Here is a 14016-nt window from a genome sequence, read left to right as displayed (position 1 = left end):
TGCTTATTCGGGCTTTTCCTTGCTCTTTTTCGGACATAAAAAACCGAAGGTAGAATACCTTCGGTTTCGAAACGTTATTTTATTTCAGGTTCCAATTTTTCTAGACACTAGGTCACAACGAACAAAACTTATTTTATTCCACCGTTACGCTTTTTGCCAGGTTGCGCGGTTTATCGACATCGCAGTCGCGATGCAGAGCTGCGTAGTAAGCAATAAGCTGTAACGGAACAACAGAGATAAGAGGTGTTAACAAGTCGTGAATTTGCGGAATGACGAAACGGTCTGATTCCATTTCCAGTCCTTTCATGGAAATCACGCAAGGGTTAGCGCCGCGAGCAACTACTTCCTTGACATTTCCGCGTATACTTAAGTTCACGTTTTCTTGTGTAGCCAGTGCGATAACAGGCGTTCCTTCCTCAATTAAGGCAATCGTACCGTGCTTCAGTTCACCGCCGGCAAAACCTTCTGCTTGGATATAAGAAATTTCTTTTAACTTTAAGGCACCTTCCAAGCAGACAAAATAGTCGATAGAACGGCCGATAAAGAAGCAATTGCGTGTAGTTGCCAAATATTCCCGAGCGATTCGTTCCATTTCATCTTTGGCATCGCAAAGAATTTCCATTGCATTGGCTGCGATTCCCAGCTCTTTCACTAGATCAAAATCAACTGCAATATTGCGTGCTTTCGCTGTTACGTTCGCCAAGATAGCAAGTACAGCAATTTGTGCTGTGTACGCTTTTGTCGATGCTACGGCGATTTCCGGACCGGCATGGAGAAGCAATGTATAATCAGCTTCCCGTGACAATGTCGAACCCGGTACGTTGGTAATCGTCAACGCCGGATAGCCCAATTTTTTCGTTTCAACTAAAACGGCACGGCTGTCTGCTGTTTCACCGCTTTGGGAAATGAAAATAAACATCGGTTTTTCAGATAAAAGCGGCATATTGTAGCTAAATTCGCTGGCAACATGAACTTCCACAGGAATTTTTGCCATTTTTTCAATCAACTGTTTTCCAACAAGACCAGCATGGTAGCTCGTACCGGCCGCTATAATATAGAGACGGTCCGATTGATTCAAGGCTTCTACGATTTTAGGATCAATTTCTAATTCTCCGTTTTCGTTTTGGTAAGCTTGAATCAATTTGCGGATAACTAGCGGCTGTTCGTCAATTTCTTTCAACATATAATGAGGGTAAGTACCTTTTTCAATGTCGCTTGCATCAAGTTCAGCTGTAAATGGAGCGCGTTCGATTATTTCTCCATCAAGATTTTTGATCACTGCACGATCTTTTGTTACAATGACCATTTCTTGGTCCATCAATTCTTTAAATTGATTCGTTACTTGAAGCATTGCCATCGCATCAGAAGCGACTACATTAAAGGATTCGCCGATGCCGACAAGAAGCGGGCTTTTATTTTTCGCCACAAAAATCGTATCCCCATTTTGTTCATCCAACACTGCAATTGCATAGGAACCTTTAATTTGTTTCAATGTTTTTCTAATGGCTTCTTCGACTTCCATTCCTTCGTTGACGAACAGTTCAATTAATTGAACAACGACTTCCGTATCCGTATCGCTTTGCAAAGGAACATCTTGCAAATATTGTTGTTTCAATTCTTCATAATTTTCGATTACACCGTTATGAACGATCGTAAAACGGCCTGAAGCACTTTGATGTGGATGGGCGTTCCTTTTGCTTGGCACTCCGTGTGTAGCCCAGCGAGTGTGCCCAATTCCGATATTCGCTTTCACACTATTATCCACACTGTTGCGCAGATCGGCAATACGGCCTTTTTCTTTGAACACATGAACGCCTTCGCCATTATTCACAGCAATTCCAGCAGAATCATAGCCTCTATATTCAAGTTTTTCTAGACCTTTTAACAAAATTTCTTTCGCATCTTGATTACCAATATAACCAACAATTCCGCACATGGTGTTCTTCCTCCCTTTAGACAAGGGGGCAAGAAATCGCGGGGGCGTTTCTGCCCCCTTATCTCCGTTTTCAATTTTATCAACATTCGTCAGTACATCCGACTGCTATCTTGAAATCGCATTTCCCTTCCTTTGTCCACCAGGTCGCCCTGATGTTTTAAGAAGAGAATTCACGGCTGTGCGTTCAACCGGGAGGCATCCGCCGAAAACTCGATAAACCTCCTCCTCGTCAACTAAGCCTGTTTTCTCCGCTCTGGGCTTAGTTCGGGCGCTATTATTATCAAATCAACGTGCTAAACCTTGATCCCCCTTTCCTTTTTGGAAACTTATTCAAAACACGTTAATCATACACTATTTTTTTGGATTTCGTCAACTAAAAACATCAAAGATTACGAAGAAATACACATTCTTTATAAAAAATATGCATAAGGAATCAAAATGTTTCCTTATGCATATCATATATCTATATATTAAATTAATCTAACCCCATTTCTTCTTTTACCACATTGACGATCTTTTCAACATAGCGATTACATTCTTCTTCTGTAGGAGCTTCCGCCATCACTCTGACAAGAGGTTCCGTTCCCGACGGCCGGACAAGGATACGGCCATTTCCTTTCATTTCTTCTTCCGCTTCTTGAATCGCTTTTTTCACCTTTTCATTTTCCAACACTTTATGTTTATCGGTAACACGGACGTTTACAAGTTTTTGAGGAAATTTTTTCATTTCTGCAGCTAACTCGGATAACGGTTTTTTGGTTAATTTCATAATGTTCACCAGCTGCAGCCCGGTCAAAAGGCCATCGCCCGTTGTATTATAATCAAGGAAAATGATATGTCCCGACTGTTCGCCCCCTAGGTTGTAGTTGTTTTTCTTCATTTCTTCCACAACGTAGCGGTCGCCGACAGCCGTCTGCACACTCTTGATTCCTAACTCTTCCAGTCCTTTATGGAACCCAAGGTTGCTCATAACGGTTGACACAACGGTCGACTGCTTTAAACGGCCTTCTTGTTGTAAATACTTTGCACAGATGTACATGATTTGATCGCCATCGACGATTTGGCCGTTCTCATCCACTGCAATAAGACGATCGCCGTCACCGTCAAAGGCCAAACCTACATCCGCGCCTTTTTCTTTTACGAATTGCGCCAGCGCTTCCGGATGAGTAGACCCTACTCCGTCATTGATATTTAATCCGTTTGGAGACGCACCCATTGTCGACAGATCGGCTTCAAGATCCGCAAACAAATGAGTGGCCAGCGAGGAGGTTGCGCCGTGAGCACAATCCAACGCAATATGTATTCCTTCAAAATCTTCATCCACAGTCTGTTTTAAATACTGAATATATTTTTGCACGCCTTCAAAATAATCCGTTACTTGTCCAAGTTCTTTTCCAATCGGGCGAGGAAGATTGTCTTCATTCGCATCTAAAAGCTTTTCAATTTCCAATTCCTCTTCATCAGAAAGTTTAAATCCGTCCGGACCAAAAAATTTGATGCCATTATCAGCCACCGGATTATGAGAAGCGGAAATCATGACACCCGCTTGAGCTCCCATTACTTTTGTCAAGAAAGCAACACCCGGAGTGGAGATAACACCTAAACGCATCACTTCCGCTCCAATCGATAACAGACCTGCTACGAGCGCTCCTTCCAGCATGTGGCCGGAAATACGAGTGTCTCGCCCAATTAATACTTTAGGTCGTTTCGCGTTTTTCGTGAGCACATAGCCGCCAAAACGCCCTAATTTGAAAGCTAACTCAGGCGTCAACTCCGAATTAGCCACCCCTCTAACTCCATCCGTACCGAAGTATTTTCCCATTATCTTCATCGCTCCTTTATAAACTATCCATCCAGGTATACTAACGTTTTTTTACCGATAATTGAACGTTTACTTGATCATCCGATAGTTTCCAATCTGTATTGTTGGGTCCGTCTCCTTCAATCTTTAGCTGATGTTCCCCCTCTGTCAAACCGGAAAGATCTATGTACAGGGAAAAATCGTCTTTGCTCAATTTGTCGACGACGCTCTCTTCCCCGGTCACCTCCGCATTTACAGTTGAGGGAGACATCGAATCAAGAACGTAATCATCGCTTAACCCTCGAGTTTCGATCGGGATATCAGCAATCGTTTTCGTTATGACGGAATTCGGTGAATTTGTGTCGTTTGTTTGAGTTTGATTGTCATCAGGCGTAATCTCAGCAGTTCCGTTCTCGTCCTCTTTTGGCTTGGTTCTTTTATCCACTGAAACGACAACTTTTACTTTTTGAGGCGAAACATAATTCAAGCCTTCTTTCAAATGAATTGGAACCTCTTTTACCGTATCCCTTTTTATTTTACTTAAATCTATATTGATTTCCACATTATTTAATTTATCCAATGCCGATTCTTTGCCGTAGACGGTTACTTCTTTTGGATCTATGTCAATATCCTTAATGCTCACGCCTTCCGGAGGATTCCCTATTTCTTTTACAGACACAGGCACTTTTTTATTTGGATTTTTGACTTTTACTGTTACTTCCACCGTCTCGGGATCGACAGCTACATCCAATTTATTCAACTCGTTGTCCAGTACACGCACCCTTGCTTTTCCTGTAAATTCACCATCGATCAGCTCATCGCTGTCAAGGGTTGCTTTCACATACGCAATTTGATTAATTACGTCTTTAGCCCCGGTGATTTCCACTGTTTTAGGACTGACGGACAAACTATCCACTTGGTAGCCGTTCCCCAGCATGCCATCGCTGATTTCCGCTCCCACTTTAAATTCTTTTGTCACTTTTTCCTGAATGGAAACCTCTGCATAAGCAGGTTCAATTTTCACTTTTAATTGATTCGATATATTGTCATATTTTATGGGAACATCATGAGTCCCTACCCCTAGATTGGATAGATCCACATACACTTTAAAATCTTTCAGCGCTTTTGTGGACTGTACAATGCTTTTTGGACCCTCGATCGTTACGCTTACTGTTTGTGGGACTCCGGATACCACAAGATTATCCGAATCGTAATATACATCCACCGGCACATCTTCTATCGTCGCAACATTATCGTTAGGAACATTTTCCGTTTTTTTCTTCAAATCCACTTCTTCCACGTTAACAGACATATATAATAATATTGCCAAAAACAGCGCTAAAATTCTCAATACCCAAGGGCTTTCAATCCATCTATCCATTTTTTCGTTTTCCCCTCCAGCTCCACAGAGTCGAGGATCCATGTTTCGATTTTCCCAGGAGCAGTTCTTTTTCCAAAAGTTGTTGGAAGTCTTCTGCAGATAGATCTCGATGCAGCTCTCCATTTTTCGTGACTGAAACGGAGCCTGTCTCCTCTGATACCACGATGGTTAAACTATCGGTCACTTCGCTGATACCGAGGGCAGCCCTGTGTCTAGTTCCTAACTCTTTAGAGATAAAGGGACTTTCAGACAACGGCAGGTAACAAGCAGCAGCTGCAATTTGATTTTTTTGGATAATGACCGCCCCGTCATGTAGTGGTGTATTAGGGATAAAAATGTTAATCAATAATTCGGAGGATACTTTAGAATTTAAAGGGATCCCCGTTTCAATATAATCGGTCATCCCCGTTTCCCTTTCTATGGAAATGAGCGCGCCAATTCTACGCTTAGCCATATAGTTCACCGCTTTGGCCATGGATTCAATGAGATGCATTTGCTCTTCATCTTCTTGTGCTAAACTGCGGCGCGAAAAGAATCTTCCCCGCCCCAGCTGTTCCAGCGCTCGCCTGAGTTCCGGTTGAAAAATGATGATGACGGCTAAAAAACCCCATGTCAAAGCCTGTTCCATCATCCAACTTAAAGTATGAAAACCAAGGACGCCGCTGAAACCTCGAACAATGATGATGACGAAAATTCCTTTCAGCAGCTGAACAGCTTTTGTTCCACGTATAAGGGTCAGGATTTTGTAAATGACAAACCAAACAAGCAAAATATCTATAATATTGGATAAATAATCCAGTATTGAAAAATTATCAAAATTCCTTAAAAACGGCATATTACATCCTCCAATAATGTAATGAAAAATAGCCGTATAGGGGCCTCTTTCCAATGAATTTATTATATCATACTTCAGACATCGAACTTAAATCAAACAATGGGACAAGATTGGAATTATTTTAAGAGCTTAAGATGCCTTTCACTGCGCTACCAATTCTTTCATATGAAACCAAAGCCATTCAAACATCTGATGAATCTCTTGTATATTCCCGGTCACTTTTCCGGCAGACGCCATATATTTTTCACCATTAATGACCGTAACATCCCCATCCACTTCTCCCTCAATTCGGATGTCTCCGTTCCGAACAACAAGATCTCCCTTCACTGTTTTCCCTTTTGGAACAATGACCGTATTTCCTTTCACAACAAGATTGGGCTGCTTCGTAAATGAAAACTGTTGATCTTGCTCCCATAAAGCGACAAACGACCCCATCATAAACACAAAAAATATAGCGCAAGCAGTCAAAAATGGATGGAGATGGAACCATCTCTGCAGTTTTATCGTTCTTTTTTCTTTTGGCAACAGAGATAAAACATTTTCGGTAAAATGCTCAGGAGCTTTCACGCTATTGGAAAGACCCCTCACAAACATAATAGACTGTTTCAATTCTTGAAAATGCTGATGACAATCTTGGCATTGCTCCAAATGTTCCCTTAGTTTGACAACTTGTTCTTTTGGCAGTTCACCATCTAAATACTCATGCATATAGCGCGTTATTTCTTTTTGGCAGTCTGCGTTCATCTTGTAGCTCATCCCCTCGCTATAATTTGCGCAAATGTTTTCGAAGAGCTTCTCGGCCCCTATGTAATCTTGTTTTTACCGTCCCAACCGGCATATCTAATATTCCTGCGATTTCTTCGACAGATAATTCTTCCATGTATTTTAATATTATGACCGCTCTGTATTTTTCAGGAAGCTTTAAAATCGCTTGCTGAATCGACTCTTGTAATTCCATATGTTCTACTTCTTGCTCCGGCAGGTGGCTGGATGAAGCAATTTGCGAATACAGCGTTAAATTTTCAGATCCTTCTATATCTGCATCTAAATGGTAGTCCGGTTTTTTCTTTCTTATTCGATCAATGCAAAGATTGGTCGTAATTCGATACAGCCAGGTTGAAAATTTTCGATTTTCATCATACCGTCGAATGTTGAGATAAGCACGTAAAAACGCTTCTTGTGCTACATCTTCTGCCTCATGCCGATTTCCCAGCATCCGATAACAAAGCTGATACACTTTATCTTTATAAATTTCCACAATCTCTCCAAATGCGTTCTGATCGCCCTTAAGCACTTGCCTTATTTTTTTTCTAATAAAAACATCCATTCACTTGTACCCCCGCTCCAGCGGCAATATATAAATACGAATCAACGAAAAAGAAAGTTTCAAAAATCTTCTCTTCCATCATAACAAATATTGACCTAATCAAGTTTGCACATTTTTGAAAACGGATATGATAATAATAAAAATCAGCAAAAGCGGTGATAGACAATGTCAAAAACAGAACATGACTTGCTTCTTCAAATTGAAAACTGCCGAGTTGAAATGATTTCCCAGGCAATGAAAACTTCTTTTGCAAATGATGAAGTGCTTGCATTAAGTGTAAAGCTGGATCAGCTTTTGAATCTGTATGAATCTCAATGTCCAAAATAAACGCAGCAACCTCGTATGCAGGAGGTTGCTGTCCTAATGTATAAATATTCGCCCCTATGAAATGGACATAAATGCAACCGCTGCTATGGCCGCTTTATATTTGGAAGAGATTTTTTGAATTTCAAGTACAGCAGAATCTTTCCCACTCTTCGAACAATTTTGTTTGTAAACAACATCCGCAATGCGAAAGTTCGTCCAAACGAAAGTCTATTAGATTAAAATCGAGAATATCATTATTTTGTCTTAAAATTAGAAACATTTTCTTCCTACTTAAATTAAGAATCAAATGATAATGTATCTAGAGCTAATCCAAATAGAAAAAGCCTCAAACCTAACGGTTTAAGGCAAAAAACGTAAGCTTCCTATCTGAACTGAAAATGGAGCCTAGCGGGATCGAACCGCTGACCTCCTGCGTGCGATGCAGGCACTCTCCCAGCTGAGCTAAGGCCCCATATCTTCCGGCAAATAGAGCGGAAGACGGGACTCGAACCCGCGACCCCCACCTTGGGAAGGTGGTGTTCTACCACTAAACTACTTCCGCAAATACAAAAAAATGAGCCATGGAGGATTCGAACCTCCGACCCTCTGATTAAAAGTCAGATGCTCTACCTACTGAGCTAATGGCTCATCAAAAAACAATAAAAAAATCCTTCAAAAGGATCAACAATAATGGCTGGGCTAGCTGGATTCGAACCAGCGCATGACGGAGTCAAAGTCCGTTGCCTTACCGCTTGGCTATAGCCCAATGATGAATGAACATTATTAGGATATCCAACGATACAAAAACTATTCAAAATTAAATGGTGGAGGGGGACGGATTCGAACCGCCGAACCCTGAGGGAGCGGATTTACAGTCCGCCGCGTTTAGCCACTTCGCTACCCCTCCGCTACTGGTGCCGGCTGTAGGACTTGAACCCACAACCTACTGATTACAAGTCAGTTGCTCTACCAATTGAGCTAAGCCGGCTTGTTTAAGTATGGTGGAGGTTGACGGGATCGAACCGCCGACCCCTTGCTTGTAAGGCAAGTGCTCTCCCAGCTGAGCTAAACCTCCATTGAGGATGACCCGTACGGGATTCGAACCCGTGTTACCGCCGTGAAAGGGCGGTGTCTTAACCACTTGACCAACGGGCCAAAAAAATCACAGAAAAGCTTCCAACCGGGCTCGAACCGGTGACCTCTTCCTTACCATGGAAGTGCTCTACCTGCTGAGCTATGGAAGCATGGCTCCGCAGGTAGGATTCGAACCTACGACCGATCGGTTAACAGCCGATTGCTCTACCACTGAGCTACTGCGGAACGATATCGCCTGGCAACGTCCTACTCTCGCAAGGGGAATCCCCTCACTACCATCGGCGCTGAAGAGCTTAACTTCCGTGTTCGGTATGGGAACGGGTGTGACCTCTTCGCCATTGTCACCAGACGATCAAGACAGGTAATATTATAACATAAATTATGCAGATTGCAATAAAAAATGGATATTTAGGAAAAAATTATTCCTTCAAAACTAGATAGAAGAAGCAGTTTCACCGATCTCGCCCTTTCATTTGGTTAAGTCCTCGATCGATTAGTATCCGTCAGCTCCACGTGTCACCACGCTTCCACCTCGGACCTATCTACCTGATCATCTTTCAGGGATCTTACTTTCCGAAGAAATGGGAAATCTCATCTTGAGGGGGGCTTCATGCTTAGATGCTTTCAGCACTTATCCCTTCCGCACATAGCTACCCAGCGATGCCTCTGGCGAGACAACTGGTACACCAGCGGTGCGTCCATCCCGGTCCTCTCGTACTAAGGACAGCTCCTCTCAAATTTCCTGCGCCCGCGACGGATAGGGACCGAACTGTCTCACGACGTTCTGAACCCAGCTCGCGTACCGCTTTAATGGGCGAACAGCCCAACCCTTGGGACCGACTACAGCCCCAGGATGCGATGAGCCGACATCGAGGTGCCAAACCTCCCCGTCGATGTGGACTCTTGGGGGAGATAAGCCTGTTATCCCCGGGGTAGCTTTTATCCGTTGAGCGATGGCCCTTCCATACGGAACCACCGGATCACTAAGCCCGACTTTCGTCCCTGCTCGACTTGTAGGTCTCGCAGTCAAGCTCCCTTCTGCCTTTGCACTCTGCGAATGATTTCCAACCATTCTGAGGGAACCTTTGGGCGCCTCCGTTACCTTTTAGGAGGCGACCGCCCCAGTCAAACTGCCCACCTGACACTGTCTCCCACCCCGATCAGGGGTGCGGGTTAGAATTTCAGTACAGCCAGGGTAGTATCCCACCGGCGCCTCCACACAAGCTGGCGCTCATGTCTCTCAGGCTCCTACCTATCCTGTACAAGCTGTACCAAAATTCAATATCAGGCTGCAGTAAAGCTCCACGGGGTCTTTCCGTCCTGTCGCGGGTAACCTGCATCTTCACAGGTACTATAATTTCACCGAGTCTCTCGTTGAGACAGTGCCCAGATCGTTACGCCTTTCGTGCGGGTCAGAACTTACCTGACAAGGAATTTCGCTACCTTAGGACCGTTATAGTTACGGCCGCCGTTTACTGGGGCTTCGGTTCGCACCTTCAAGCAAAGCTTTAAGCGCTCCCCTTAACCTTCCAGCACCGGGCAGGCGTCAGCCCCTATACTTCGCCTTACGGCTTCGCAGAGACCTGTGTTTTTGCTAAACAGTCGCCTGGGCCTATTCACTGCGGCTTCTCGGGGCTATGCACCCCAAAAAGCACCCCTTCTCCCGAAGTTACGGGGTCATTTTGCCGAGTTCCTTAACGAGAGTTCTCTCGCACACCTTAGGATTCTCTCCTCGCCTACCTGTGTCGGTTTGCGGTACGGGCACCTTTTTCCTCGCTAGAGGCTTTTCTTGGCAGTGTGGAATCAGGAACTTCGGTACTATATTTCCCTCGCCGTCACAGCTTGAGGTTAGTGGCAACGGGATTTGCCTCGCTACCCCTCTCACTGCTTGGACGCACATCCAACCGTGCGCTTACCCTATCCTCCTGCGTCCCCCCATCGCTCAAACGGAAAAGAGGTGGTACAGGAATATCAACCTGTTGTCCATCGCCTACGCCTGTCGGCCTCGGCTTAGGTCCCGACTAACCCTGAGAGGACGAGCCTTCCTCAGGAAACCTTAGGCATTCGGTGGAAGGGATTCTCACCCTTCTTTCGCTACTCATACCGGCATTCTCACTTCTAAGCGCTCCACCAGTCCTTCCGGTCTGGCTTCTCTGCCCTTAGAACGCTCTCCTACCGCGGACACCCGAAGGTGTCCACCCGCAGCTTCGGTGATACGTTTAGCCCCGGTACATTTTCGGCGCAGAATCACTCGACCAGTGAGCTATTACGCACTCTTTAAATGGTGGCTGCTTCTAAGCCAACATCCTGGTTGTCTAAGCAATTCCACATCCTTTTCCACTTAACGTATACTTTGGGACCTTAGCTGGCGGTCTGGGCTGTTTCCCTTTTGACCACGGATCTTATCACTCGCAGTCTGACTCCCAAGGATAAGTCACTGGCATTCGGAGTTTGTCTGAATTCGGTAACCCGATGAGGGCCCCTAGTCCAAACAGTGCTCTACCTCCAAGACTCTTCCCTTGAGGCTAGCCCTAAAGCTATTTCGGAGAGAACCAGCTATCTCCAAGTTCGATTGGAATTTCACCCCTACCCACACCTCATCCCCGCACTTTTCAACGTGCGTGGGTTCGGGCCTCCAGTAAGTGTTACCTCACCTTCACCCTGGACATGGGTAGATCACCTGGTTTCGGGTCTGCGACCCCATACTCATGCGCCCTGTTCAGACTCGCTTTCGCTGCGGCTCCGTCTTTTCGACTTAACCTCGCATGAGATCGCAACTCGCCGGTTCATTCTACAAAAGGCACGCCATCACCCGTAAACGGGCTCTGACTACTTGTAGGCACACGGTTTCAGGTTCTCTTTCACTCCCCTCCCGGGGTGCTTTTCACCTTTCCCTCACGGTACTGGTTCACTATCGGTCACTAGGGAGTATTTAGCCTTGGGAGATGGTCCTCCCAGCTTCCGACGGGATTCCTCGTGTCCCGCCGTACTCAGGATCCACCAGGGAGGGAACGAAGTTTCGACTACAGGGTTGTTACCTTCTCTGACGGGCCTTTCCAGACCTCTTCGTCTACCTCGTTCCTTTGTGACTCCACAATTGGTGTCCTACAACCCCAGAAGGCAAGCCTTCTGGTTTGGGCTGTTCCCGTTTCGCTCGCCGCTACTCAGGGAATCGCTGTTGCTTTCTCTTCCTCCGGGTACTTAGATGTTTCAGTTCCCCGGGTTGCCTTCCTTACCCTATGGATTCAGGCAAGGATGCTGCCCCATTACGGGCAGCGGGTTTCCCCATTCGGAAATCTCCGGATCAACGCTTACGTACAGCTCCCCGGAGCTTTTCGGAGTTAGTCCCGTCCTTCATCGGCTCCTAGTGCCAAGGCATCCACCGTGCGCCCTTTCTAACTTAACCATGTTGGTTTTATCCTAGATGGCGATACTCGGTTTATGCTGCTTCTTTCTTCTATCTAGTTTTCAAGGAACAACTTGGAAGGATGAAATCCTTCAAAACTGAACAAAACGAAAGCGCTCATTCATATCTGTCCAGCTCCGGCTCCTAGGTGCTCGAGGTCACAATCCATCTTGCTGCGGTGGTTGAAATACTACCTCCTCGCAAGCTGTCTTGTGCTTGTCGCACCTGAACAGTCGCCTCTGCTTTTCTTCTTCCTTAGAAAGGAGGTGATCCAGCCGCACCTTCCGATACGGCTACCTTGTTACGACTTCACCCCAATCATCTGCCCCACCTTCGGCGGCTGGCTCCCGTAAGGGTTACCTCACCGACTTCGGGTGTTGCAAACTCTCGTGGTGTGACGGGCGGTGTGTACAAGGCCCGGGAACGTATTCACCGCGGCATGCTGATCCGCGATTACTAGCGATTCCGGCTTCATGCAGGCGAGTTGCAGCCTGCAATCCGAACTGAGAATGGTTTTTTGGGATTGGCTCCACCTCGCGGTTTCGCGACCCTTTGTACCATCCATTGTAGCACGTGTGTAGCCCAGGTCATAAGGGGCATGATGATTTGACGTCATCCCCACCTTCCTCCGGTTTGTCACCGGCAGTCACCTTAGAGTGCCCAACTGAATGCTGGCAACTAAGGTCAAGGGTTGCGCTCGTTGCGGGACTTAACCCAACATCTCACGACACGAGCTGACGACAACCATGCACCACCTGTCACTCCGTCCCCCGAAGGGGAACCCTCTATCTCTAGAGGTAGCGAAGGATGTCAAGACCTGGTAAGGTTCTTCGCGTTGCTTCGAATTAAACCACATGCTCCACCGCTTGTGCGGGCCCCCGTCAATTCCTTTGAGTTTCAGCCTTGCGGCCGTACTCCCCAGGCGGAGTGCTTAATGCGTTAGCTGCAGCACTAAAGGGTGGAAGCCCTCTAACACTTAGCACTCATCGTTTACGGCGTGGACTACCAGGGTATCTAATCCTGTTCGCTCCCCACGCTTTCGCGCCTCAGCGTCAGTTACAGACCAGAGAGCCGCCTTCGCCACTGGTGTTCCTCCACATCTCTACGCATTTCACCGCTACACGTGGAATTCCGCTCTCCTCTTCTGCACTCAAGTCTCCCAGTTTCCAATGACCCTCCACGGTTGAGCCGTGGGCTTTCACATCAGACTTAAGAGACCGCCTGCGCGCGCTTTACGCCCAATAATTCCGGACAACGCTTGCCACCTACGTATTACCGCGGCTGCTGGCACGTAGTTAGCCGTGGCTTTCTGGTCAGGTACCGTCAAGGTACCGCCCTGTTCGAACGGTACTTGTTCTTCCCTGACAACAGAGCTTTACGATCCGAAGACCTTCTTCGCTCACGCGGCGTTGCTCCGTCAGACTTTCGTCCATTGCGGAAGATTCCCTACTGCTGCCTCCCGTAGGAGTCTGGGCCGTGTCTCAGTCCCAGTGTGGCCGATCACCCTCTCAGGTCGGCTACGCATCGTCGCCTTGGTGAGCCGTTACCTCACCAACTAGCTAATGCGCCGCGGGCCCATCTGCAAGCGGCAGCTTGCGCCGCCTTTCAACCTTCCTTCATGCGAAGGAAGATATTATCCGGTATTAGCCCCGGTTTCCCGGAGTTATCCCTGTCTTGCAGGCAGGTTGCCCACGTGTTACTCACCCGTCCGCCGCTAACTTTCAAAAAGCAAGCTTCTTGAAAGTCCGCTCGACTTGCATGTATTAGGCACGCCGCCAGCGTTCGTCCTGAGCCAGGATCAAACTCTCCAAAAAGAAATTTGACTTGGCTTGTTTCTATCGAAACATTGGTTTACGCTTCGTTTTGTTCAGTTTTCAAGGATCCATGTCCGCCGCCTGTTTTTAACAAGCGACTTTTCTAGTATAACAT

At 46.2% G+C, this 14016-nt stretch carries 7 protein-coding genes, 10 tRNA genes and 3 rRNA genes; 1 reads left to right on the top strand and 19 read right to left on the bottom strand.

Going from position 1 to position 14016, the window contains the following annotated elements:
• Nucleotides 1-133: 133 nt before the first annotated feature.
• The 6 genes from glmS to sigW form a co-directional block, all read right to left on the bottom strand.
• A complete protein-coding gene (glmS, locus tag N1I87_RS01005; RefSeq protein WP_341100231.1) occupies nucleotides 134-1936 on the bottom strand; it encodes a glutamine--fructose-6-phosphate transaminase (isomerizing) in 1803 nt (600 codons plus the stop codon).
• Between the two features lie 475 nt (nucleotides 1937-2411).
• Nucleotides 2412-3758 (bottom strand): phosphoglucosamine mutase, encoded by a 1347-nt coding sequence (glmM, locus tag N1I87_RS01000; protein WP_270584138.1) that lies wholly within the window; start codon nucleotides 3756-3758, stop codon nucleotides 2412-2414.
• A 40-nt stretch (nucleotides 3759-3798) separates the two neighbouring features.
• Nucleotides 3799-5118 carry a CdaR family protein gene (locus N1I87_RS00995; protein ID WP_341100229.1) on the bottom strand — a complete coding sequence of 440 codons (1320 nt, stop codon included), beginning with the start codon at nucleotides 5116-5118 and terminating at the stop codon, nucleotides 3799-3801.
• Nucleotides 5111-5953: a diadenylate cyclase CdaA gene (cdaA, locus tag N1I87_RS00990; RefSeq protein WP_048622394.1), complete on the bottom strand. Its 843-nt coding sequence runs from the start codon at nucleotides 5951-5953 to the stop codon at nucleotides 5111-5113. The genes N1I87_RS00995 and cdaA overlap by 8 nt, the downstream gene beginning before the upstream one ends.
• A gap of 141 nt (nucleotides 5954-6094) precedes the next feature.
• On the bottom strand, nucleotides 6095-6697 hold the full coding sequence (locus tag N1I87_RS00985; protein WP_003355049.1) for an anti-sigma factor family protein: 603 nt from the start codon (nucleotides 6695-6697) through the stop codon (nucleotides 6095-6097).
• 19 nt (nucleotides 6698-6716) lie between these two features.
• Nucleotides 6717-7280: an RNA polymerase sigma factor SigW gene (gene sigW, locus N1I87_RS00980; RefSeq protein WP_270584141.1), complete on the bottom strand. Its 564-nt coding sequence runs from the start codon at nucleotides 7278-7280 to the stop codon at nucleotides 6717-6719.
• 165 nt (nucleotides 7281-7445) lie between these two features.
• On the opposite strand from sigW, the gene N1I87_RS17960 reads away from it, so the two are divergent.
• The gene (locus tag N1I87_RS17960; RefSeq protein WP_445285674.1) at nucleotides 7446-7607 is read left to right on the top strand and encodes a Spo0E family sporulation regulatory protein-aspartic acid phosphatase; all 162 of its coding nucleotides are present in this window, start codon (nucleotides 7446-7448) and stop codon (nucleotides 7605-7607) included.
• Nucleotides 7608-7985: 378 nt separating this feature from the next.
• Here the strand turns inward: N1I87_RS17960 and N1I87_RS00970 are convergent.
• The 13 genes from N1I87_RS00970 to N1I87_RS00910 form a co-directional block, all read right to left on the bottom strand.
• Nucleotides 7986-8058 (bottom strand) — tRNA-Ala (locus N1I87_RS00970).
• 18 nt (nucleotides 8059-8076) lie between these two features.
• A tRNA-Gly gene (locus N1I87_RS00965) sits at nucleotides 8077-8148 on the bottom strand.
• 13 nt (nucleotides 8149-8161) lie between these two features.
• A tRNA-Lys gene (locus N1I87_RS00960) sits at nucleotides 8162-8234 on the bottom strand.
• Nucleotides 8235-8277: 43 nt separating this feature from the next.
• Nucleotides 8278-8352: transfer RNA gene (locus tag N1I87_RS00955), tRNA-Gln, on the bottom strand.
• A 56-nt stretch (nucleotides 8353-8408) separates the two neighbouring features.
• A tRNA-Tyr gene (locus N1I87_RS00950) sits at nucleotides 8409-8493 on the bottom strand.
• 5 nt (nucleotides 8494-8498) lie between these two features.
• Nucleotides 8499-8574 (bottom strand) — tRNA-Thr (locus tag N1I87_RS00945).
• 11 nt (nucleotides 8575-8585) lie between these two features.
• A tRNA-Val gene (locus tag N1I87_RS00940) sits at nucleotides 8586-8661 on the bottom strand.
• An 8-nt stretch (nucleotides 8662-8669) separates the two neighbouring features.
• A tRNA-Glu gene (locus tag N1I87_RS00935) sits at nucleotides 8670-8741 on the bottom strand.
• A gap of 16 nt (nucleotides 8742-8757) precedes the next feature.
• Nucleotides 8758-8830, bottom strand: a tRNA-Thr gene (locus N1I87_RS00930).
• 1 nt (nucleotide 8831) lies between these two features.
• Nucleotides 8832-8906: transfer RNA gene (locus N1I87_RS00925), tRNA-Asn, on the bottom strand.
• Nucleotides 8907-8914: 8 nt separating this feature from the next.
• Nucleotides 8915-9030 (bottom strand): 5S ribosomal RNA (gene rrf / locus N1I87_RS00920).
• 124 nt (nucleotides 9031-9154) lie between these two features.
• A 23S ribosomal RNA gene (locus N1I87_RS00915) occupies nucleotides 9155-12087 on the bottom strand.
• Nucleotides 12088-12346: 259 nt separating this feature from the next.
• Nucleotides 12347-13901, bottom strand: a 16S ribosomal RNA gene (locus tag N1I87_RS00910).
• The 16S, 23S and 5S rRNA genes sit together here with 10 tRNA genes alongside, the layout of an rRNA operon.
• Between the last annotated feature and the right edge of the window lie 115 nt (nucleotides 13902-14016).

Source organism: Bacillus sp. FSL W8-0102, assembly GCF_038007225.1.
GTDB lineage: Bacteria > Bacillota > Bacilli > Bacillales > DSM-4216 > Bacillus_O > Bacillus_O smithii.
This window is presented reverse-complemented; position numbering and strand designations above follow the sequence as displayed.